Raw genomic sequence first — 20,646 nt, 5'->3', positions numbered from 1 at the left:
CTAACACCGTGCCGCTTCACCAACCATCTCCGGCTGCCGCACCAGCGAGACCGCGGGCGATGCCAGGATCACCAGCGCCTGGACGCCGAAGATCGCGGTGGCGAGATAGAGGCAGGCTTCCGCGCCATAGAATCCGCCGACGATGGCGCCGAGCGCGGAGCCGAGCGGGCGGGCGCCATAGCTCATGATGTTGATGGCGGAGACGCGTCCGAGCAGCGACGGCGGCGTCACCGATTGCCGTAGCGTCGTGGTCGAGATCACCCACAGGATCGGGCCGACGCCGAGCAGGAAGAAGCTCAAGCCCGCCAGCAGCGGCGTCGGAACGATCGTGGTCAGCGCCATCACGGCGGCGGCGACAAAGCCGGTTACAGGCCCGAGCCCGATCACGGTGCCGAAGGCGAGCCGGCGCATCACACGCGTCGCCAGCAACGCGCCGACCACCATGCCGACGCCGTACATTGCCAGCGTGGTGCCGACGCCGGTGGCGGTCAGGCCGAGATGGCGCACCGCATAGGGCACGAACACCGCGAGCAGCAGGAAGGAAGCTGTGTTGAAGATGAATTGCGTGATGAACACCGGCCGCAGCAGCGCGTGATGCAGCACGAAGGCCGCACCTTCCTTGATATCCTGCAGCGGGTGGCGCCGCGGCACCGGTTTTCGCGGGGGCTCGTAAATGCCCGACAGCAGCACGACCGCGATCACGGAGAGGGCTGCGGCACATCCGAAGGCGGGCGCGGCACCAACCCATCCCACCAGCACGCCGCCAAGCGCCGGTCCGCTGGCGAACGCCACGGTGCGGGCGAGTTCGATCCGCGCATTGGCCGCGGGCAGCTGTAGCGGCGCCACCAGCGAGGGCACCAGCGCAGGTGCGGCGACGCTGTAGACCACCGTTCCGCAAACCGCGACGAAGCCGAGCAGCGCAAGCAGCGGCAGCGTCATCAGCCCGAGCCAGATCAGCAGCAGAATTCCGGCCAGCGCTGCGGCGCGCAAGCCTTCCGCGCCCGCCATCAGCCAGCGCCGCGAGATGCGATCGGCGAGTAAACCGGCCGGAATCGCAAACAGGATGAACGGCAGCGTCAGCGCGGTCTGCAGCAGGCCGGTCTGGCCTTCGCCGACGCCAAGCAGCAGCACCGCGACGATGGGCGCTGCGGCCAGCGCAATCTGCTCGGCCGATTGCGCGGCGAGGTTGGACCAGGCGAGGCGGTTGAAGGTTGAGGGCAGCGGCGGGACCTTGGTAGCGGACATGGCGTGATTCCCTAAAATGTCGATTGGCCGCCATTGTCGGGGGTCGGGGCCCCCAAACCCACCCGGTTCCCGACAGGGCGGGCGGGATTGGCGTCCTAACCACCCATCCAGATGCAGTTGCAAATGAGTTGCATTAAGATTGGTTATCCCCCATCTTGCCAATATGGATGCGAGATCACCGAGTTTGCCACCGGATTCCCTGCCAAAGCTGGTTTCCAGCACTGGACGCTGGCGCATTGAGGCAGCGGTAGACACCCGGCCGAGCCTGCCCGAGGTGAACGGGACCGTTGCCGTCCCCACCGGCGGGCACTGGGTGCGCCGGCTGCTGGCCTTTGCCGGTCCCGGCTATCTGGTTTCCGTCGGCTACATGGACCCGGGCAACTGGGCGACCGATCTCGCGGGCGGTTCGAAGTTTGGCTACACCCTGCTGTCGGTCATCCTGCTCTCGAACCTGATGGCGATCCTGCTGCAGGCGCTCGCAGCAAGGCTTGGCATCGTCACCGGTCGCGATCTCGCCCAGGCCTGCCGCGCCAGCTATTCGCGGCCCGTCAACTTCCTGCTTTGGCTGGCCTGCGAGGCGGCGATCATCGCCTGCGATCTGGCCGAAGTGATCGGCACCGCGATCGCGCTGAAATTATTGTTCGGCATTCCCCTGATCGGCGGCGCGCTGCTGGCGGCGCTCGACGCCTTCCTGTTGCTGCTTCTGATGAACAAGGGCTTTCGTTTCCTCGAGGCGTTTGTCATTGCGCTCCTGATCGTCATCGCCGTCTGCTTTACGATCCAGATCGCGGCCGCGGCGCCGCCGGTCGCGGTGATGCTAAGGGGATTTGTGCCGTCGAGCGAGATCGTCACCAACCCCGAGATGCTCTACATCGCCATCGGCATCATCGGCGCCACGGTGATGCCGCATAATCTCTATCTGCACTCCTCGATCGTGCAGACCCGCGCCTATGAACGTTCCGACGCAGGCCGCCGCGACGCGATCAAATGGGCGACGGCGGATTCCACCATCGCGCTGATGTTGGCTTTGTTCATCAACGCCGCGATCCTCGTCGTCGCGGCCGCGACCTTTCACAAGAGCGGGCATGCCGACGTTGCCGAAATCGGCCAGGCCTTCGAATTGTTGTCGCCGCTATTGGGCCTCGGTATCGCATCGACACTGTTTGCGGTTGCCCTGCTCGCCTCCGGCCTCAACTCGACCGTGACGGCGACGCTGGCCGGCCAGATCGTGATGGAGGGTTTTCTCGACCTGCGGCTTCCCAGTTGGGCGCGGCGGCTTGTCACCAGGGGCATCGCCATCGTCCCGGTCGTGATCGTCACCGCGTTGTACGGCGAGCGCGGTACCGCCGATTTACTCGTATTCAGTCAGGTCGTGCTGTCGATGCAGCTTCCGTTCGCCGTGATTCCGCTGGTGCGGTTTGTCTCGGACAAGCGAAAGATGGGTGATTTCGCGGTATCGCGTTCCGTCTCCGCCGCGGCGTGGTTCGTGGCTGCCGTCATCGTGGTTTTGAACGTGAAACTTTTGCTCGATATGCTGTTTGGATGAGGTGTCAACCCTCATGGTGAGGAGCGCGCATCGCGCGCGTCTCGAACCATGAAGCCCCGATGCCGCCATCCTTCGAGACGCCGCGCTATGCGCGGCTCCTCAGGATGAGGTCCGTAAATCAATCCTGCGGTTCGGACGGCACTTCGCCGGTCGCGTCGACCCGCAACCAGCCGGACGGCGCCAGCCGCTGCTGCGGCAGGAAGCGGCCCTTGTAGTCCATCTTCTTGGAACCCTCGATCCAGTAGCCGAGATAGACGTAAGGCAGCCCCAGCCGTCTCGCGCGCGTAATGTGGTCGAGGATCATGAAGGTGCCGAGCGAGCGGCTGACTTCCGACGGTTCGAAGAACGAATACACCATCGACAGCCCGTCGCTCAGCACATCCGTCAGCGCGACCGCGATCAGTTCCTCGCCGCGGCCGGTGATGCCGGAGTCGATGTTGCGCCGGCGGTATTCGATGATGCGGGTTTCGACGTGGCTGTCCTCCACCATCATGGCGTAGTCGAGCACGGTCATGTCGGCCATGCCGCCGTGGCGGTGGCGCTTGTCGAGATAGGCGCGAAAGACTGAATATTGTTCCGAGGTCGGCACCGCGTTGCGCTGCTCGCCGATGATATCGGCGTTGCGCGCCATGACTTTCCGAAAATTGCGCGAGAGCCGGAATTCGTTGGCGATGACGCGCACCGACACGCAGGCGCGGCACTGGTCGCAGGCCGGCCGGTAGGCGATCGACTGGCTGCGCCGGAAGCCGCCATGGGTCAGCAAATCGTTGAGATCGCCCGCCTTGTCGCCGACCAGATGGGTGAACACCTTGCGTTCGTGCCGGCCGGGCAGATACGGGCAGGGCGACGGCGCCGTCAGGTAGAATTGCGGGGTGTCACGCGAATGCTGGGTCACGTCAGTTCGTCAGGCCTCCGAAGCAACTGGTCACAGCATCGCGCCGCGGAGGCCGACGGTCAATTAATTTAGTCCTGGTCAATAGCTGCGCGCGGCCGGTGCGACCTGGGTCCGCACCGAACTGTTGATAATTACGGTTCCCAGGATGATGTCGTGCAGCAGCCGGCGGCGGCCATTGAACAGCCCGACGAGGAGCACCAGCGGGGTCAGGAACGAGATCGAGACGTAGAACAGCACCGCGTGCGTGGCGCCGAGCACGAAATAACCCGGTGCGCCGTACCAGGTGCGTAATTCCAGATCCATCACGCGCATGCCTACGGTAGCCGAATGCGGGCCGCCCAGCGAGGCGCCGTAATAGACGATGGCCCAGACGATCGAGGCCGGCCACGCCAGCCAGAACAGCGCCCAGCCTAACCCGAGCGTAATCAGGCCGAACACGGCGATGAAGATGTAACCCAGGATCACCGGGATCGACAGCACGACGAGGTCGATCAGGAACGCAAACACCCGTCGCGTCAGCACGCCGCGAAACAATTCCGGCTGCAAATAAGGATCGAAGGCGTGCGGCTGCACCCCACCGTCGTTGCGCCAGGCACCACCACCCATGTTACCCGAACCGCTATAAGACATGACCCGTCCTCCCGACATGACGTCCGGTGCAGCAGATGGGAACCGGCCCGGGGCGTGCCAAGGCCCCGCCAGCATTAACAAGCCGCAATATTCGGGCGATTTGGCGGCTGACCGTCGTCCCGGCTGTCCCCCATCCGTCATTGCGAGGAGCAAAGCGACGAAGCAATCCATCCATCCGCGTGCGCCGCGCGATGGATTGCTTCGCTGCGCTCGCAATGACGTGGAAGGGGCGGGGGTCTACCCTTCCGCCTTCAGCTTCTCGGCCGCCTTCGGCGCGAAGTAGGTCAAAATGCCGTCGGCGCCGGCGCGCTTGAAGCCGACCAGGCTTTCCATCATCGCACGGTCGCCGTCGATCCAGCCATTATTGGCAGCGCCTGCGATCATCGCGTATTCGCCGGACACCTGGTAGACGAAGGTCGGCATCGCAAAGGTGTCCTTCACCCGCCGCACGATGTCGAGATAGGGCATCCCGGGCTTCACCATCACCATGTCGGCGCCCTCGGCGATGTCGAGTTCGACCTCGCGCAGCGCTTCGTCGGAATTGGCGCTGTCCATCTGGTAGGTGCGCTTGTCGCCGGTCAGCGTTTTCGCCGAACCGATGGCGTCGCGGAACGGGCCGTAGAAGGCGGAGGCATATTTGGCCGCATAGGCCATGATCTGCACGTCGAGGAAGCCGGCCTGATCCAGCGCCTCGCGGATGGCGCCGACGCGGCCGTCCATCATGTCGGAGGGCGCAATGATGTCGCAGCCGGCTTCGGCCTGCACCAGCGCCTGCCGCACCAATACCGCCACCGTCTCATCGTTGAGGATCTTGCCGTCCTCGATCAGCCCGTCATGGCCGTGGCTGGTGAAGGGATCGAGCGCCACGTCGCAGAGCACGCCGAGATCCGGGAACTCCTTCTTGATCGCGCGCACCGACTGGCAGACCAGATTGTCGGCGTTCAGCGCCTCGGAACCCTCCTCGTCGCGCAGCGAAGGCTCTGTGTAAGGAAACAGCGCGAGGCAGGGGATATTCAGCTTGGCCGCGCGCTCGGCATCCCGGACCGCCTGATCGACGGTGACGCGGTCGACGCCGGGCATCGAGGCGACGGCGGTCCTGGTATTGTGGCCGCCGACCACGAACAGCGGCCAGATCAGATCGTCTGTCGTCAGCACGTTTTCCCGCACCAGCCGCCGCGCCCATTCGGCCTTGCGGTTGCGCCGGGGACGGGTGACCAGGTCGAGCGGGGGCGAGGAGAGGGCGGTCGGCCGCCGAGGCGCGTCGCGCATTTCGATCGGACGCCCGAATTTGATCGCCATGTGATGGTTGCTCCTCGACGGCGGGATAGGTTCGATTTGGTCCAATTCTAGCACCTTGCCGGGGCCCCGTCACCGCACCGTTGATTTACCGCAACGGCAATTGATTTTACCGCCCCGGCAGGCCAAGACTCGGTCTATGAGGACATCTTTCCGGCTCATGAGCTTCGATTCCCAGGTTCAATCTCAGGTCCAATGCGATGTCTGACACCTCGACGCGCGAGCAGTCGCGGGACAACGCCATATCGGTGGCGGCGATCTCGTCCGAACGGATCGAGCCCGACGATAATGCGTGGACGCGGCGACTGGTCTTGTTCCTGCGGATCATGGCGGTGGTCTCGATCGCCAAGGGCCTCTACCACTGGGCGCAGGTGACGGGCTTCATCGGCGGCGAGGAAGAAGCGTTCGAAAACCAGTCGATGGCCTGGCAGACCGCGACGATCTATTTCGCGGTGATCGAACTCGTGGCCGCGGTCGGCCTGTGGCTCGCGACCCCATGGGGCGCGGTGGTGTGGCTGACGACCGTGGTGTCGATGGCGGTGATCGAGCTGATGTTTCCGGGTATCTACGGCGGCAGCCTGACAGTGGTGGGTTTCGAGGCCGTGATGCTGGCGGCGTATCTCGCGCTCGCCTGGATGGCCGCGCGCGAGCGCCCGCCATAGGCTCGTCCGCCTCGATAGTAGCTTGCTGCGCATTCCGTGGCTTCATGGTTCGAGACGCGCGGCTTTGCCGCGCTCCTCACCATGAGGGGCCGACCAGGACCAAGACCTCATCCTGAAGAGCGGCGCAAGCCGCGTCTCGAAGGGTGAAGCCACCGAACTTCAATTGGCCTAACCCACCTGCGTGCAGGAATCGCCACGCGGCCGCGTAAGATTTTCCGAAAATTTGCCGGTAACCCTTCGCTCACCGTAAAGGGTTCCCTCACACCTGTTACGCAGGCGTTTCGAATTTGAACGAACCTGTTTCCGAATGCGACAGGGGGCGCAGACGAAGCGTGAACAGGGGCCCGCCACCGTCAATGAAAGGTTGCGAAAAGCCCTTGAGCCATGGGCTTAATCCGTGATTCACTGTCTTAAATTCATGATCTCTTTATTGTCTTATTTAAGCTGATCTTCAAACGCCCCCCTTAAGTTGAAGCTATCAGGCGGGACACAAGTTTCGTCGAAATAAGTCGATAAAAACGACTACAGGGGAAGTGTCATGATCAAAGCCGTTGCAACGGCGGTGGAAACCGCTGAACGCTCTGCCGGTCAAGCTCCGGTGCAGCCGCTCTATCTTGAAGCATTGACTTTGGTAGAGCGGTTGCATCGCCGCCTGCTCGACGTCATCAAGGACGAATTCGATCGCCGCGGCCGCGCCGACATCAATTCGGTGCAGGCGCTGTTGCTCTACAACATCGGCGACAAGGAATTGACCGCGGGCGAACTGCGCACGCGCGGTTACTATCTCGGCTCCAACGTCTCCTATAACCTCAAGAAGCTCGTCGAACTCGGTTTCCTCGATCATCAGCGCAGCCGCGTCGATCGCCGCTCGGTCCGCATCCGCCTGACCGCGCAGGGCCAGGAAATCCGCAAGATCGTCGACGCGCTTTATCAGAAGCACGTCAAGACCGTGGAGCAGGTCGGCGGCATCTCGAACGAAGAGTTTGCGACGCTAAACAAGTCGCTGCACCGGCTCGAGCGGTTCTGGACCGACCAGATCCTGTATCGGCTCTGAGACAAGTTTCGAAGCCTCGACGGCCAAGCCGGCGACTCAAGAAGACCGGCAGCCCAACGGTTTCAGATAGAATCGTAAGGCAATAAGCCTTCACGGAGCGCATCGGGTCCGGTCTTCCGGCCCGGTGCGTTTTGTTTTTCGGCGGTGCGAAGACGAATTTCCGAAAAGGAACTTATGATCGGGTGACGCATTATCCGTTGTAACGGAGACCCGGATCATGCTGGTCGAGCGCGGATTGCAGGTGATGAATGTCGAGGTGGTGGGCGATGCCTACGCCATCGCCTCGAACTATCTGCGCAAGACCGGCGCCATTCCCGACAGCTTTGCGACCGACGAGCGGCTGCTGGAAATCATCGTCCAGATGTTTCAGCGCGGCGAATTCAACCGGATCAGGCTCGCCAACAAGGCGATCGCCAAATTCGAAGCCGAAACATTCATCGCCTGACCTCTCCCGGAGAAAATCATGGAAGCCGCCGTCGACCGCATCATGCTGACCTATGACCTGCTGCTGAACCGCACCGCGGCGGCCAGCGCCGAGGCGCGCGAGAAGGTGACCGACTATGTGAAGACGCTGTTCGAGGCCGGCGAAAAGGATATCCACCGGCTGACCGTGTGCGGGCTGACCTATCTGCGCCAACTCGACGGCTCCACCGATCCGGTGAAGGCCGGGTTTACCGGGCTGTAGCGGCAAGCCGCGCGTTCGCTCATCGCGGCTTTGTCAGGCCACGGGGTTAGACAGTAATCTCCAAGAGCCGCGGCCTTACCATTGCTCCGATGCAACCTGATTGCATCCATAGCAACGGAAAATTCTGGCCGCGGCGAAGCTCTTGGTGTTCGGCAGGTCACCCAAATGCGTCATCTCCTCTCCGCAAACGTCGCATTTGCAGGTCGGTGACTCCTCGGGCGGTTCGGCAACATCGTTCATCGCGGCTTATTGTTTGGGCCTGTCCAGGCCGGACAACGCCGTCAGCATACTCCATCGAATGGGTCGAAATAGTGAAACGCGCCCCCCGTAAAACTACGCTCCTTTTCTCGGCTCATGCGGGCTACTCGTGACGTCGAGACCGCCAGGCCGGAGACGGTAAGCTCGCGCCGGCGCTGATGTTCGATACCGAGGATATCGTCCCGAAGATCGTGAATGCATTGGCGTAAATGGTTGGGCGATGGTGCTATAAGCTCCGCGCACCAACAAGAAGCCCCAGGAAACGCCGATGCTCACGTTTCACCATCTCAACGACTCCCGCTCGCAGCGCATCCTGTGGCTGCTGGAGGAGCTTGGGCTACCCTATGAGATGAAGCGCTATCAGCGCGATGCGGTGACGCGGCTGGCGCCGCCGGAATTGACTGCAGTGCATCCGCTCGGCAAGTCGCCGGTCATCACCGACGGCGATATCAGGATCGCGGAATCGGGCGCGATCGTCGATTACATCATCCGCCGTTACGGAAAGGGGGCGATGATGCCCGCGCCCGGCGGCGCCGAATATGAGGCCTACAATGGGTGGCTGCATTATTCGGAAGGCTCGGCGATGCTGCCGCTGATGCTGAACCTGTATGTATCGCGGCTGAAGGAAGCCGGCGCGCCCCTGCATCCGCGCATCGACAGCGAGATGGCCAATCATCTCGGCTATGTCGATGGCGCGCTGAAAGGGCGCGAGTTCTTCGTCGGTCCGGCGCTGACCGGGGCCGACATCCAGATGAGCTTTGTCGGCGAGATGGCAAAGGTGTTCGACAAGCTCGGGCCGTATCCGAACCTTGCGGCGTGGCTGTCGCGGATGCATGCGCGGCCGGCGTTCCAGCGGAGCGTGGAGAAGGGCGGGGCGTATCGGTTTTCGAAATAATTCCGTCGTTCCGGCGAAAGCCGGAACCCATACGCCGCGGCCAGGGAAAGGGGCACCTTGGCGGAGGCCTTCTTCCTTCCCCCAACGGGCTTCTGTGGTTATGGGCCCCGGCTCAAGGCCGGGGCGACCGGTAGAAAGTTCCCTTGTTCCCCGCCATCCCCACCATATCTTGCACAAATATCAGTCTTGTACCGCAAGCGCTTGGCCAATTCCGGGCGATGTGGTATCTCGCAGGCGCTTCTTCGACCGCCACAACTGACCGGCCGCATCCCGCCGAACGGCTTGCGGCGATGGAGATATTTCTTCCATGACCGCTCCGTCCCCCTTTGCCAAGACCGCTTCCGCGCCCGACTCGTTCTTCACCGCCACGCTCGCCGAGGCCGATCCGGAGATCGCCGCCGCCATCCAGGGCGAACTCGGCCGGCAGCGCCATGAGATCGAGCTGATCGCGTCCGAGAACATCGTCAGCCGCGCCGTGCTGGAAGCGCAGGGCTCGGTGATGACCAACAAATACGCCGAAGGCTATCCGGGCGCGCGCTACTATGGCGGTTGCGAATGGGTCGACGTCGCCGAGACGCTGGCGATCGAGCGCGCGAAAAAGCTGTTCGGCGCTGCCTTTGCGAACGTTCAGCCCAACTCGGGCAGCCAGATGAACCAGGCGGTGTTCCTGGCGCTGCTGCAGCCCGGCGACACCTTCATGGGTCTCGATCTCGCCGCCGGCGGCCATCTCACCCACGGCGCGCCGGTCAACATTTCCGGCAAATGGTTCAAGGCGCAGCACTACACCGTGCGCCGCGAGGACCAGATCATCGACATGGAGCAGGTCGCGCGCCGCGCCGAGGAGGTGAAGCCGAAGCTGATCATCGCCGGCGGTTCGGCTTACTCGCGCGCGTGGGACTTCAAGCGCTTCCGCGAAATCGCCGACAGCGTCGGCGCCTATTTCATGGTCGACATGGCGCACTTCGCCGGTCTCGTCGCCGGTGGCGTGCACGCTTCGCCGGTGCCGCATGCGCATGTCACGACCACGACGACGCACAAATCGCTGCGCGGCCCGCGCGGCGGCTTGATGCTGTGGAACGACGAGGCGCTGACCAAGAAGTTCAACTCGGCGGTGTTCCCGGGCCTGCAGGGCGGTCCGCTGATGCATGTGATCGCTGCCAAAGCGGTGGCGTTCGCCGAAGCCTTGCGTCCGGACTTCAAGATCTACGCCAAGAACGTGGTCGAGAACGCCAAGGCGCTGGCGGAGAGCCTGCGCGCCAACGGCCTCGACATCGTTTCCGGCGGCACCGACAACCATCTGATGCTGGTTGACCTCAGGCCCAAGGGCCTGAAGGGCAATTTGTCGGAAAAGGCGCTGGTGCGCGCCGCCATCACCTGCAACAAGAACGGCATTCCGTTCGATCCCGAAACCCCGTTCGTCACCTCGGGCCTTCGTCTGGGTACACCGGCGGCGACCACGCGCGGTTTTGGCGTCGCCGAATTCAAGCTGGTCGGCGGCATGATCGCCGAAGTGCTGACCGCGCTGGCGCAGTCGGCGGACGGCAAGGCGCCATTGGTGGAGGTCGCGATCAAGGAACGCGTCAAGGCGTTGACCGACCGCTTCCCGATCTATCAGTAAAGGTCCTTTCGGATGCGCTGTCCCAGCTGCAACAGTCTCGATACGCAGGTGAAGGATTCGCGTCCGACCGAGGATTCCGCCGTGATCCGGCGGCGGCGGGTGTGCATCGCCTGCAATTTCCGCTTCACCACCTTCGAGCGGGTGCAGCTGCGCGAGCTGACCGTGATCAAGCGCAACGGCCGCCGGGTGCCGTTCGACCGCGACAAGCTGGTGCGTTCGCTGCAGATAAGTCTGCGCAAGCGGCCGGTCGATCCTGAGCGGGTCGAGAAGATGGTCTCGGCCATCGTGCGCGAGCTGGAGAGCGGCGGCGAAGCGGAAGTGTCGTCGGAGGCGATCGGCGAGATCGTGATGGAGCATCTGCGCCAGCTCGACGACGTCGCCTATGTCCGCTTCGCCTCGGTCTATCGCAATTTCCGCGAGGCCAAGGATTTCGAGACCGTGCTCGGCGAACTCTCCGCCGAAGACGCCGCGCGGGTCGCCACGTTACGCAAATGATCTTCCGCATTCTGGAAGACCAGCACGCGCAGAAATACCGGGAAGCGAAGGCGGCGGACGCGCGCTTCATGCAGCTTGCGCTGGCGCTCGGGCGGCGCGGGCAGGGCCGCACCTGGCCCAACCCTGCCGTCGGCGCGGTCGTGGTCAAGGACGGCGTCATCGTCGGCCGCGGCTGGACGCAAGCCGGCGGACGGCCTCACGCCGAGCCGGAGGCGCTGAAACGCGCCGGCGAGGCCGCGCGCGGCGCCACGCTCTATGTAACGCTCGAGCCCTGTTCGCATTTCGGCAAATCGCCGCCCTGCGTCGATGCCGTGATATCGGCCGGCATCGCGCGGGTGGTGTCGGCGATCGAGGATCCCAATCCGGAAGTGGCGGGGCAAGGCCACGCCAAACTTCGCGCGGCCGGTATCACCGTCGATGTCGGTCTCGGCGCCGCCGAGGCCGCGCGCGACCACGCTGGGCATTTCCGCCGCATCCGCGACAAGCGCCCGCATGTCATCCTCAAACTGGCCGTGTCCACCGACGACAAGATCGGCGCCGCCGGCCATGAGCCTGTTGCCATCACGGGCGAGGCGGCTAAGACCCGGGTGCATCTGTTGCGCGCGCAATGCGACGCCATCCTGGTCGGGATCGGCACCGTGCTCGCGGACGATCCGCTGTTGACCTGCCGCCTGCCGGGCATGGAAGCGCGTTCGCCGGTGCGTGTGGTGCTGGACCGCGCGCTGCGGATATCAGGCACCAGCCGACTGGTTCATTCCGCGCGCGAAACGCCGCTCTGGGTGATGACATCAGGTCTTTCGGAAGCGCCGGCGGCGATGAAACTTGGCGCCGCGGGCGCGCAGGTGATCCGGGTTGCCGCAACCACCCATCCGCCGGGGCTGGATTTGCCGGCGGTGCTGCATGCGCTGTCCGACAAAGGCATTACGCGGCTGCTGGTGGAGGGCGGCGGCAAGGTCGCGTCGTCCTTTGTCGCCGCCGATCTCGTCGATGAAATCTGGTTGCTGCGCGGGCAAGAAGCCATCGGCGCCGATGGCGTTCCCGCGCTGGACGCATTGCCGCTCTCGGCCATCACGCAGTCGCCGGGCTTTAAGGTCCGTGCTAGCGAGAGCCTGAACAAGGATACTCTGACCGTGTACGAGCGCGTTTAGCCAAACTCGTCATGCCCGGCCTTGTGCCGGGCATCCACGTCTTGGTTGCGAGCGATGAAGGAAGACGTGGATGGCCGGGACAAGCCCGGCCATGACGGTAACTAAGAGGACCCGTTGTGTTCACCGGAATAGTCACCGACATCGGCGAGATCGTCGCCTTGACGCCGACGGCGCAAGGCCAGTTGCACCGCATGCGCATCGCCTGCCGCTATGACCGCACCACTATCGCCGACGGCGCCTCGATCGCCTGCAACGGCGTCTGTCTCACCGTGGTCGCCTCCGGCGTCGAGCAGGGCAAAACCTGGTTCGATGTCGATGCCGCCGCCGAAACGCTCGGCATGACGACCGCAAAACATTGGGTCACCGGCACCAAACTCAATCTCGAGCGCGCGTTGAAGATCGGCGACGAACTCGGCGGCCACATTGTCGCTGGCCACGCCGACGGCATCGCCACCATCGTCAAGCGCGACGATCTGCCCGACATGGCGCGGTTCGAACTGCGCACCACGCGGGAGCTGGCGCGTTTCATCGCCGCCAAGGGCTCGGTGACGCTGGATGGCGTGTCGCTGACGGTCAATGCCGTCGCCGACGTGGTGTTTTCGGTGCTGATCATTCCCCATACACTCAGCGTCACCACGCTCGGCGCCTGGCGCGCGGGCAGCGAGGTCAATCTCGAGGTCGATTTGATGGCCCGCTACGCGGCGCGGCTGGCGGAAATGAAGTGACCAATCGTCACGCCCGGGCATAGCCGTCCGAAGGACGGCGTCGCTTCCGCTCGCCTGTGCCCGGGCATCTACGTCTTGGCCGCAAATGACAAGGAAGACGTGGATGGCCGGGACAAGCCCGGCCATGACGGAACATAGAACAGCCCGCATTCGTGCTTGGCTTAATACGTTGCGGCGACTACAAACGCCCAACGTTGACATTTAACGTAGATACGAAATGTCAATGTTATGAAATGGATGATGTAATGGCAGACGCGCGGCGCGCACCCTTGAAAGACCAGACCGATATATCCGGCGCGCGCGCGCTGATCGTCGAGGCGCGGTTCTATGACGACATCCAGGATGCGCTGATGGAAGGCGCGGTCGCCGAGCTGAAGACGGCCGGCGTGAGCCATGACGTCATTACCGTGCCGGGCGCGCTGGAAATTCCGGCCGCGATTGCGATCGCGATCGATGCCGCCGAAAAAAGTGGAAAGCCCTATGACGCCGCGATCGCGCTTGGCTGCGTGGTGCGGGGCGACACCATCCATTTCGAGATCGTCTCGATCGAATCCTCGCGCGCGCTGATGGACCTTGCGGTCGCGAGAAAATTCCCGCTCGGCAATGGCATCATCACCGTCAATACCGAGGCGCAGGCCTGGGCGCGGGCGCGGGCCGGCGAACTCAACAAGGGCGGCGATGCCGCACGCGCGGCGCTGGCGATGCTGCGGATCAAACGCCGGCTGACAAAGGCCTGATGATGGCAGACAGCAAGAAGCCAGCGAAGGGTCCGGACAAGAAGAGTCCGGACAAGAAGGCCAACCGGCGCGGCGCAGCAAGGCTCGCTGCGGTGCAGGCGCTGTATCAAATGGACATCGGCGGCGCCGGGATCAACGACATTTTTGCCGAGTTCGAGAGCCATTGGCTCGGCAACGAGGTCGAGGGCGATAAATATCTGCCGGCGGAGGCCGCGTTCTTCCGCGACGTGGTGGCCGGCGTGGTGCGCGACCAGGCCAAACTCGACCCCTTGATCGACGATGCGCTGTCGAAGGGCTGGCCGCTGAAGCGGATCGACGCCATTTTGCGCGCGGTGCTGCGTGCGGGCTCCTACGAACTGGAGCATCGCAAGGACGTGCCCGGCCGCGTGGTGGTTTCGGAATACGTCGATGTCGCGCACGCCTTTGTCGAAAAGGACGAGACCGGCATGGTGAACGCGGTGCTCGACCAGATCGCGCGCCAGTTCCGCGCCGATGAGTTCGCGCGTGGCTAGCCACCTACCTTGCTGTCATCACCCGCGAAAGCGGGTGATCCAGCACGCCGCGGCGATCGTGGCTGGTCATCGGCGCCGTCGAATACTGGATCGCCCGATCAAGCTGGGCGATGACAGCTGTGGGTGTGACGCCTCATGGTAGATCGCCGAAGCAATCAATCCGGCGAGGACTCGCTGATCGCCCGCTATTTCAGGCCGATCGCGACCGACCCGGGCGCCTTCGATCTCGGCGACGACGCCGCAGTCTTGAAGGCGGAAGGCTGCGAGATCGTGGTGACAACCGACGCCATCGTCGAGGGCGTGCATTTTCTTAGCAGTGATCCGCCCGATACGGTCGCGCGCAAGGCGCTGCGGGTCAATCTCTCGGATCTCGCGGCGAAGGGCGCTGCGCCTGCCGGATTTGTGCTGACGCTGGCGCTGCGCAAGGTGGACGACGCCTGGCTAAAATCGTTCGCGCAGGCACTTGGCGAGGATGCGGCCTGTTTCAATTGTCCGCTGCTCGGTGGCGATACCGTTTCCACGCCGGGGCCGCTGATGATCTCGATCACCGCGTTCGGCCGTGTGCCCGCGGGCAAGATGGTTCATCGCAGCGGCGCAAAGCCGGGCGACCGCGTCGTGGTGACGGGGACGATCGGTGACGCCGCGCTGGGGCTTGCCATTCTCAGGGGTGGCAACGTCGCCGATGCCGCCGCCAACGATGGTGCCGCGCGAAATCTGCTGATCGGGCGCTACCGCGTTCCGCAGCCGCGCAATGCGCTGGCGAGCGCGGTTCGCGACCACGCCAGCGCGGCGATGGACGTCTCCGACGGCCTCGCCGGCGATCTCGCCAAGCTGTGTGCGGCATCCGGTGCTTCCGCGGTCATCGATCTGGAATCGATCCCGCTCTCCGCTGCCGCAAGCGATCTGGTGTCGCGCCGGATTGTCGGCATCGAAACATTGATCGCCGGTGGCGACGATTATGAGGTGCTGTGCACGGTCCCGGACGATCGTGTCGAAGCGTTCGCGGAGGCCGCGCGGCGTGCCGGGGGGCAGGTGACCTCGATCGGCATGGTGGTTGCGGGTGCCTCGGCACCAAAATTCATCGACGGGCAGGGCGCGGAACTCGCGCTGGAACGGCTGTCCTACAGTCATTTTTGAATCCTCGTCAGGGTGGTCGAAGCTTTATTTTCCCGCATGCATTGCAATTTCCGGGAAAACCTTTAGTTATGACGCCCCGATTACCGCCGTGCCTTGTCGAACGCGCCCTTGGGGCCTCTTCCAGAGACATCGTCGATATTGGATTGAATCCGCGCGATCGCCGTGCGGAATGCGAGCCTTACGTGCTTTGGAGAAGAGAAAATGGCTACTGGAACAGTGAAGTGGTTCAACGGTCAAAAGGGTTTTGGCTTCATTCAGCCGAGCGACGGCAGCAAGGATGTGTTCGTTCACATCAGCGCCGTCGAGCGCGCCGGTCTTGGCGGACTGGCTGAAGGCCAGAAGGTTCAGTTCGAACTCAAGGAAGACAAGATGCGGGGTAAGGTCAGCGCGGAAAATCTGTCGCTCGCCTAAGCTTCGAAAACGTTCGTTTCACGGATGTACTGGAATGACTAGCGTGCCCGCTCGACCCCTTGGGGTTGGGCGGGTTTTTCGCATTTTGAGGCAATCAACGACCGGGTGCCATCGGCCGGCTCCCGGCCGTTGCCGAAGAAGACGCGTATTCCCCGCCACGGAAAGCCGGTTTTCCCGGTATTTCCTTTCCAGAATCGACGGTTTTCGCCCTCCGCGGCGTTGCGCCGGGGAGACGATTTTGGCATGGTCCCGCCGATTTAAGGCCGCCCTTTTGGGCAGGGAAGGCCTTCTTTTTTTGCGCGCGCCGCGTCCACGGTGATGCGTTGGGGTGAGACAATCAAGATCTGAGGCAAATTCAATGACAGCATTATGGGTGATTGTGCTCTGCGGAGCGCTTTCGATCGTTTACGCCATCTGGGCGACGGCATCGGTGATGAAGGCAGACGCCGGCAATCCGCGGATGCAGGAAATCGCCGCCGCCGTGCGCGAAGGTGCGCAGGCCTATCTGAAGCGCCAGTACATGACGATCGGTATGGTCGGCATCGTGATCTTCGCGCTGCTGGCTTACTTCCTCGGCATGCTGGTCGCCGCGGGCTTCCTGATTGGCGCGGTGCTGTCGGGCGCCGCCGGCTTCATCGGCATGAACGTCTCGGTTCGGGCCAATGTGCGCACCGCGCAGGCGGCGACGACGTCGCTGGCGGGCGGACTTGAGCTCGCCTTCAAGGCTGGTGCGATCACCGGCATGCTGGTCGCGGGTCTCGCGCTGCTCGGCGTCACCCTCTATTTCGCCTATCTCACCCACTTCCTGGGGCTTGCCGCCAACAGCCGCACCGTGGTCGATGCGCTGGTCGCGCTCGGCTTCGGCGCTTCGCTGATCTCGATCTTCGCGCGTCTCGGCGGCGGCATCTTCACCAAGGGCGCTGACGTCGGCGGCGATCTCGTCGGCAAGGTCGAGGCCGGCATTCCCGAAGACGATCCGCGCAACCCCGCCACCATCGCCGACAACGTCGGCGACAATGTCGGCGATTGCGCCGGCATGGCGGCCGACCTGTTCGAAACCTATGCGGTGACCGCGGTCGCCACCATGGTGCTGGCCGCGATCTTCTTTGCGACCTCGCCGCTGCTGGTCAACATGATGACGCTGCCGCTCGCGATCGGCGGCATCTGCATCATCACGTCGATCATCGGCACCTTCTTCGTCAAGCTCGGCGCCAGCCAGTCGATCATGGGTGCGCTCTATAAGGGCCTGATCGCGACCGGCATCCTGTCGCTCGGCGGCGTCGCCGGCGTCATCTACTGGCTGATCGGCTTCGGTCCGCTGGAGGGCGTGAAGTTCACCGGCATGGCGCTGTTCGAATGCGGTGTCGTCGGTCTCGTCGTCACCGGCCTGATCATCTGGATCACCGAATACTACACCGGTACCGACTTTCGCCCGGTGAAGTCGATCGCAGCCTCGTCGGTCACCGGTCACGGCACCAACGTGATCCAGGGTCTGGCGATCGCAATGGAATCGACCGCGATGCCCGCGATGGTCATCATCGCCGGCATCCTCGTCACCTACAGCCTTGCCGGCCTGTTCGGCATCGCGGTTGCGACCACGACAATGCTGGCGCTGGCCGGCATGATCGTGGCTCTCGACGCCTTCGGCCCGGTCACCGACAATGCCGGCGGCATCGCCGAAATGGCCGGTCTGCCGAAGGAAGTGCGCAAGTCGACCGACGCGCTCGACGCAGTCGGCAACACCACCAAGGCGGTCACCAAGGGCTACGCCATCGGCTCGGCCGGCCTCGGCGCGCTGGTGCTGTTCGCGGCCTACAATGAAGATCTCAAATTCTTCATCGCCAACACTGCCAAGTTCCCGTACTTCCAGGGCGTGCTGCCCGACTTCTCGCTCAATAACCCTTACGTCGTCGTGGGTCTGTTGTTCGGCGGCCTGCTGCCGTATCTGTTCGGCGCGATGGGCATGACGGCCGTGGGCCGTGCGGCCGGTGCGATCGTCGAGGAGGTGCGGCGCCAGTTCCGCGAAAAACCCGGCATCATGCAGGGCACCGACAAGCCGGATTACGGCAAGGCGGTCGACCTTTTGACCAAGGCCGCGATCAAGGAAATGATCATTCCGTCGCTGTTGCCGGTGCTGTCGCCGATCTTCGTCTACTTCGTGATTTTCGCGATCGCAGGCGGCGGCGCGGCAGGCAAGTCGGCGGCGTTTTCCGCCGTCGGCGCGATGCTGCTCGGCGTCATCGTCAACGGACTCTTTGTCGCGATCTCGATGACCTCAGGCGGCGGCGCCTGGGATAACGCCAAGAAGTACATCGAGGACGGCCATTACGGCGGCAAGGGCTCCGACGCGCACAAGGCGGCGGTGACCGGCGATACCGTCGGCGATCCCTACAAGGATACGGCGGGTCCCGCCGTGAACCCGATGATCAAGATCACCAACATCGTTGCGCTCTTGCTGCTGGCGATCCTCGCGCACTGAACCCAAAACACGCGACCCGCGACAAACCCGCGGTGCAAGCCGCGGGTTTTTTGTTGCCGGTTGGGACAGGCGGCTCTCTTGAAAGGTTGGCCACCATGAAGTTTGAGATGACCAAGTGCAATCAGTGCGGCAGTGAAATGCTGATGGGCGTGACCTTCTGTCCGAGCTGCGGCAAGCCGCAAACCGGCCTCGGCAAACCAGGTGGTCTCTATACGCCGGGGACGATGTTGGCGGTCGGGCTGGCCGCGGCGGTGCTCATCTTCTTTAACTGGATCAAGTCCCCGGCGCCGCAGGTGAGCCAGATCACTTCGCCTCCATCTGCAACCCTTCCTTCTCGATGACGACGGCGGTAGTCGCTGCACGACCATCCTCAGTTCACATCCATCTGCAGGCCCTCCTGCTTGATGATCCCGGCGAACTTCACCGTCTCGGCCTGGACGAAATCGGAAAATTGTTGCGGCGTTCCCCAGTCGGTGCGCGCGCCCATGCTGGCGATGGTCTTCTTGATGTCGTCGCGCTCCAGCATCGTCTTGATCTCCTTGTTGAGGGCATCGACGACCGGGGCAGGCGAGGCCTTCGGCAGGAACACGCCGAACCATGACGAGACGTCGAATTTTGCAAGCTCGGGCGCGCTTTCGCGCATGGTCGGGATATCAGGCGCCACCGCGCTGCGTTCGGGCGTGGTGACAGCCAGCGCCGTGAGCTTGCCTTCCTGGGTTTGCGGCAGCGATGGGTAGAGGTTGTCGAACAGGATCTGGATATCGCCGGCAAGGGCTGCCTGCAGCGCCGGCCCCGCGCCGCGGAACGGCACGTGCACCATCTTCAGCCCGGTGAGCTGCAGGAACCAGGCACCGGTGAGGTGAGGGCTCTGTCCGACTCCGGAAGACGCGTAGTTCAGCTTGTCCGGGTTGGCCTTGATGTAGGCGATGAGCTCGGCGATCGACTTGATGCCGGTGGAGGGGTGCGCCGACACGATGTTCGGCGTCCGGATCAGGTTGGAGACCGCCTGCAACTGGTCGGCCTTGTAGGTCAGGTTGCGGAAGATGCTGTAGGCGATGGCGTTGGGGCCGGGATTGCCGATCAGGATGGTATGGCCGTCGCCCTTCTGCCGGATCACCTCGACGGTGCCGATGGTGCCGCCGCCGCCAGAGCGGTTTTCGACCACCGCGGACTGACCCCACGCGGTCTGCAGATGCGCCGCCAGCAACCGCCCCATCACGTCGGTGGTGCCGCCGGCCGCAGCCGGCACGATGATGCGGATGGTCTCGGTCGGCCGCCAGTCGGCAAAACTTACGCGAGGCAGGATGGCGGCCGTCGCGAACGCCGCGGCCCCCGACAATACGCGGCGGCGGGAAAAAGCTCTGTTGCGCACCAATTCGCTCCCTGCTGAAATGTTGTTTTGCAGGGGAGCGTAGGGAGCGTGCGGCCGCCCGGCAAGCGGACGACTTGGCGCAGGCACCTCAATCATCGCGTCGTTCCCCGGATGCTGCGCAGCGGGGCGCATCTGCGGCGTGGTGCGCTGCTGATCCGGGGTCCATCGGTGAGGCTGGGTGATGGGTCCCGGCTCTGCGGAGCCATAAGCGCGTCGGAGACGCGCGTGAACGCGCTGGTGCCACGCTGCACCGCGTCCGGGACACGAGCGTCAGTTGAAGCTGAGCAGCTTGAACAGCGGCGTCAGGTAGCTCATCTCCTGGCCGGACGTCGGCGTGGTGCGGCTGATGAAGTCGAAGATCTTGCCGTCCTGCAGCCCGTAATTGGCGAGCCGCTGCACTTGCCTGTTCTTGTCGAAATAGACTGCGATCACCCGCTGGTCGACCACCTTCTGGTTCATGAACGCGACCTTGCGTTCGGAGCGCTGCGAAATGTAGTAGAACACCTCGCCGTTCAGGGTGGCGACGGTGGAGGGCGTGCCCATCACGATCAGGACCTGATCCTGGCTCGCGCCGATCGGAATCTGCTCGAGCGCGCCTTGCGGCAGGATATAGCCCTTCTGGAATTGCTCGCCGGTGCAGGCGCCCAGCGCCGCGCACAATAGCGCAACCGCCGCAACCGCGCGAAAACTGCGCCAGCGCGCGGTCAGGCCGCGCGAAGAGGCCGCGCGTGAGCTAAAATGGCTCGTCTTGGTCATTTACGGAACTGTCCCGTCCCCTTGCATCGCGCGATGCGTTGACGTACCGGGCAGCACGCTGGATTGCAACATGCGCGCGCTCCCAGGAAA

22 protein-coding genes are annotated in these 20,646 nt (G+C 63.7%); 16 read left to right on the top strand and 6 right to left on the bottom strand.

Annotation, left to right across the window (positions count from 1 at the left end; all coding sequences use genetic code 11):
• Nucleotides 1–1,245 (bottom strand): MFS transporter, encoded by a 1,245-nt coding sequence (locus tag V1289_RS48460; RefSeq protein ID WP_334406935.1) that lies wholly within the window; start codon nt 1,243–1,245, stop codon nt 1–3.
• A gap of 163 nt (nt 1,246–1,408) precedes the next feature.
• On the opposite strand from V1289_RS48460, the gene V1289_RS48455 reads away from it, so the two are divergent.
• Nucleotides 1,409–2,791: an Nramp family divalent metal transporter gene (locus tag V1289_RS48455; RefSeq protein WP_334407960.1), complete on the top strand. Its 1,383-nt coding sequence runs from the start codon at nt 1,409–1,411 to the stop codon at nt 2,789–2,791.
• A gap of 118 nt (nt 2,792–2,909) precedes the next feature.
• Here V1289_RS48455 and V1289_RS48450 read toward each other — a convergent pair whose 3' ends face one another.
• The 3 genes from V1289_RS48450 to hemB all read right to left on the bottom strand — a co-directional run bounded on the left by V1289_RS48450 (nt 2,910) and on the right by hemB (nt 5,615).
• Nucleotides 2,910–3,686 carry an arginyltransferase gene (locus V1289_RS48450; protein WP_334406933.1) on the bottom strand — a complete coding sequence of 259 codons (777 nt, stop codon included), beginning with the start codon at nt 3,684–3,686 and terminating at the stop codon, nt 2,910–2,912.
• Between the two features lie 78 nt (nt 3,687–3,764).
• A complete protein-coding gene (locus tag V1289_RS48445; RefSeq protein ID WP_309177382.1) occupies nt 3,765–4,316 on the bottom strand; it encodes an RDD family protein in 552 nt (183 codons plus the stop codon).
• A 237-nt stretch (nt 4,317–4,553) separates the two neighbouring features.
• A complete protein-coding gene (hemB, locus tag V1289_RS48440) occupies nt 4,554–5,615 on the bottom strand; it encodes a porphobilinogen synthase (RefSeq protein WP_334406930.1) in 1,062 nt (353 codons plus the stop codon).
• Nucleotides 5,616–5,812: 197 nt separating this feature from the next.
• Here hemB and V1289_RS48435 point away from each other — a divergent pair, with 197 nt between their 5' ends.
• The 15 genes from V1289_RS48435 (at nt 5,813) to V1289_RS48365 (ending at nt 18,769) form a co-directional block, all read left to right on the top strand.
• Nucleotides 5,813–6,274: a DUF6163 family protein gene (locus V1289_RS48435; protein ID WP_309177380.1), complete on the top strand. Its 462-nt coding sequence runs from the start codon at nt 5,813–5,815 to the stop codon at nt 6,272–6,274.
• 538 nt (nt 6,275–6,812) lie between these two features.
• Entirely contained in the window at nt 6,813–7,328 is a 516-nt protein-coding gene (gene ldtR, locus V1289_RS48430; RefSeq protein ID WP_074276258.1) for a transcriptional regulator LdtR, read from the top strand.
• Nucleotides 7,329–7,545: 217 nt separating this feature from the next.
• Nucleotides 7,546–7,773: a hypothetical protein gene (locus V1289_RS48425; protein ID WP_334406927.1), complete on the top strand. Its 228-nt coding sequence runs from the start codon at nt 7,546–7,548 to the stop codon at nt 7,771–7,773.
• An 18-nt stretch (nt 7,774–7,791) separates the two neighbouring features.
• Nucleotides 7,792–8,013 carry a hypothetical protein gene (locus V1289_RS48420; RefSeq protein WP_334406925.1) on the top strand — a complete coding sequence of 74 codons (222 nt, stop codon included), beginning with the start codon at nt 7,792–7,794 and terminating at the stop codon, nt 8,011–8,013.
• 526 nt (nt 8,014–8,539) lie between these two features.
• Nucleotides 8,540–9,166, top strand: coding sequence for a glutathione S-transferase family protein (locus V1289_RS48415; protein WP_334406923.1), 627 nt, complete (start codon nt 8,540–8,542; stop codon nt 9,164–9,166).
• A gap of 307 nt (nt 9,167–9,473) precedes the next feature.
• Nucleotides 9,474–10,784 (top strand): serine hydroxymethyltransferase, encoded by a 1,311-nt coding sequence (glyA, locus tag V1289_RS48410; RefSeq protein WP_334406921.1) that lies wholly within the window; start codon nt 9,474–9,476, stop codon nt 10,782–10,784.
• Nucleotides 10,785–10,796: 12 nt separating this feature from the next.
• Nucleotides 10,797–11,279 (top strand): transcriptional regulator NrdR, encoded by a 483-nt coding sequence (gene nrdR, locus V1289_RS48405; protein WP_074276262.1) that lies wholly within the window; start codon nt 10,797–10,799, stop codon nt 11,277–11,279.
• Complete coding sequence (gene ribD / locus V1289_RS48400) at nt 11,276–12,427, top strand: bifunctional diaminohydroxyphosphoribosylaminopyrimidine deaminase/5-amino-6-(5-phosphoribosylamino)uracil reductase RibD (RefSeq protein WP_334406919.1); 1,152 nt, start codon at nt 11,276–11,278, stop codon at nt 12,425–12,427. Before nrdR ends, ribD begins: the two co-directional genes overlap by 4 nt.
• 116 nt (nt 12,428–12,543) lie before the next feature.
• On the top strand, nt 12,544–13,152 hold the full coding sequence (locus tag V1289_RS48395) for a riboflavin synthase (protein ID WP_334406918.1): 609 nt from the start codon (nt 12,544–12,546) through the stop codon (nt 13,150–13,152).
• Nucleotides 13,153–13,397: 245 nt separating this feature from the next.
• Nucleotides 13,398–13,889 carry a 6,7-dimethyl-8-ribityllumazine synthase gene (gene ribH / locus V1289_RS48390; protein WP_334406917.1) on the top strand — a complete coding sequence of 164 codons (492 nt, stop codon included), beginning with the start codon at nt 13,398–13,400 and terminating at the stop codon, nt 13,887–13,889.
• A 2-nt stretch (nt 13,890–13,891) separates the two neighbouring features.
• Entirely contained in the window at nt 13,892–14,401 is a 510-nt protein-coding gene (nusB, locus tag V1289_RS48385) for a transcription antitermination factor NusB (protein WP_334407958.1), read from the top strand.
• A 135-nt stretch (nt 14,402–14,536) separates the two neighbouring features.
• Nucleotides 14,537–15,538, top strand: a complete 1,002-nt coding sequence (gene thiL, locus V1289_RS48380; RefSeq protein ID WP_334406915.1) for a thiamine-phosphate kinase — start codon at nt 14,537–14,539, stop codon at nt 15,536–15,538.
• A gap of 201 nt (nt 15,539–15,739) precedes the next feature.
• Nucleotides 15,740–15,949, top strand: coding sequence for a cold-shock protein (locus tag V1289_RS48375; RefSeq protein ID WP_074276268.1), 210 nt, complete (start codon nt 15,740–15,742; stop codon nt 15,947–15,949).
• Nucleotides 15,950–16,307: 358 nt separating this feature from the next.
• Nucleotides 16,308–18,428, top strand: coding sequence for a sodium-translocating pyrophosphatase (locus tag V1289_RS48370; RefSeq protein ID WP_334406913.1), 2,121 nt, complete (start codon nt 16,308–16,310; stop codon nt 18,426–18,428).
• Nucleotides 18,429–18,523: 95 nt separating this feature from the next.
• Entirely contained in the window at nt 18,524–18,769 is a 246-nt protein-coding gene (locus V1289_RS48365; protein ID WP_334406911.1) for a zinc ribbon domain-containing protein, read from the top strand.
• Nucleotides 18,770–18,798: 29 nt separating this feature from the next.
• On the opposite strand, the gene V1289_RS48360 is transcribed toward V1289_RS48365, so the two are convergent.
• Nucleotides 18,799–19,800: a Bug family tripartite tricarboxylate transporter substrate binding protein gene (locus tag V1289_RS48360; RefSeq protein WP_334406910.1), complete on the bottom strand. Its 1,002-nt coding sequence runs from the start codon at nt 19,798–19,800 to the stop codon at nt 18,799–18,801.
• 270 nt (nt 19,801–20,070) lie between these two features.
• Entirely contained in the window at nt 20,071–20,556 is a 486-nt protein-coding gene (locus V1289_RS48355) for an outer membrane protein assembly factor BamE (RefSeq protein ID WP_334406908.1), read from the bottom strand.
• Between the last annotated feature and the right edge of the window lie 90 nt (nt 20,557–20,646).

Origin of the sequence: Bradyrhizobium sp. AZCC 2289 (genome assembly GCF_036924615.1) — a bacterium.
Classification (GTDB): Bacteria; Pseudomonadota; Alphaproteobacteria; order Rhizobiales; family Xanthobacteraceae; genus Bradyrhizobium.
This window is presented reverse-complemented; position numbering and strand designations above follow the sequence as displayed.

Coding starts and splice junctions, on each gene's coding strand:
- V1289_RS48355 (WP_334406908.1), bottom strand. CDS start 20,556: ATGACCAAGACGAGCCATTTTAGCTCACGCGCGGCCTCTTCGCGCGGC.
- ribH (WP_334406917.1), top strand. CDS start 13,398: ATGGCAGACGCGCGGCGCGCACCCTTGAAAGACCAGACCGATATATCC.
- V1289_RS48420 (WP_334406925.1), top strand. CDS start 7,792: ATGGAAGCCGCCGTCGACCGCATCATGCTGACCTATGACCTGCTGCTG.
- hemB (WP_334406930.1), bottom strand. CDS start 5,615: ATGGCGATCAAATTCGGGCGTCCGATCGAAATGCGCGACGCGCCTCGG.
- thiL (WP_334406915.1), top strand. CDS start 14,537: ATGGTAGATCGCCGAAGCAATCAATCCGGCGAGGACTCGCTGATCGCC.
- nusB (WP_334407958.1), top strand. CDS start 13,892: ATGGCAGACAGCAAGAAGCCAGCGAAGGGTCCGGACAAGAAGAGTCCG.
- V1289_RS48455 (WP_334407960.1), top strand. CDS start 1,409: ATGGATGCGAGATCACCGAGTTTGCCACCGGATTCCCTGCCAAAGCTG.
- ldtR (WP_074276258.1), top strand. CDS start 6,813: ATGATCAAAGCCGTTGCAACGGCGGTGGAAACCGCTGAACGCTCTGCC.
- V1289_RS48425 (WP_334406927.1), top strand. CDS start 7,546: ATGCTGGTCGAGCGCGGATTGCAGGTGATGAATGTCGAGGTGGTGGGC.
- V1289_RS48435 (WP_309177380.1), top strand. CDS start 5,813: ATGTCTGACACCTCGACGCGCGAGCAGTCGCGGGACAACGCCATATCG.
- V1289_RS48375 (WP_074276268.1), top strand. CDS start 15,740: ATGGCTACTGGAACAGTGAAGTGGTTCAACGGTCAAAAGGGTTTTGGC.
- V1289_RS48370 (WP_334406913.1), top strand. CDS start 16,308: ATGACAGCATTATGGGTGATTGTGCTCTGCGGAGCGCTTTCGATCGTT.
- glyA (WP_334406921.1), top strand. CDS start 9,474: ATGACCGCTCCGTCCCCCTTTGCCAAGACCGCTTCCGCGCCCGACTCG.
- V1289_RS48445 (WP_309177382.1), bottom strand. CDS start 4,316: ATGTCTTATAGCGGTTCGGGTAACATGGGTGGTGGTGCCTGGCGCAAC.
- V1289_RS48415 (WP_334406923.1), top strand. CDS start 8,540: ATGCTCACGTTTCACCATCTCAACGACTCCCGCTCGCAGCGCATCCTG.
- nrdR (WP_074276262.1), top strand. CDS start 10,797: ATGCGCTGTCCCAGCTGCAACAGTCTCGATACGCAGGTGAAGGATTCG.
- V1289_RS48460 (WP_334406935.1), bottom strand. CDS start 1,245: ATGTCCGCTACCAAGGTCCCGCCGCTGCCCTCAACCTTCAACCGCCTC.
- V1289_RS48365 (WP_334406911.1), top strand. CDS start 18,524: ATGAAGTTTGAGATGACCAAGTGCAATCAGTGCGGCAGTGAAATGCTG.
- ribD (WP_334406919.1), top strand. CDS start 11,276: ATGATCTTCCGCATTCTGGAAGACCAGCACGCGCAGAAATACCGGGAA.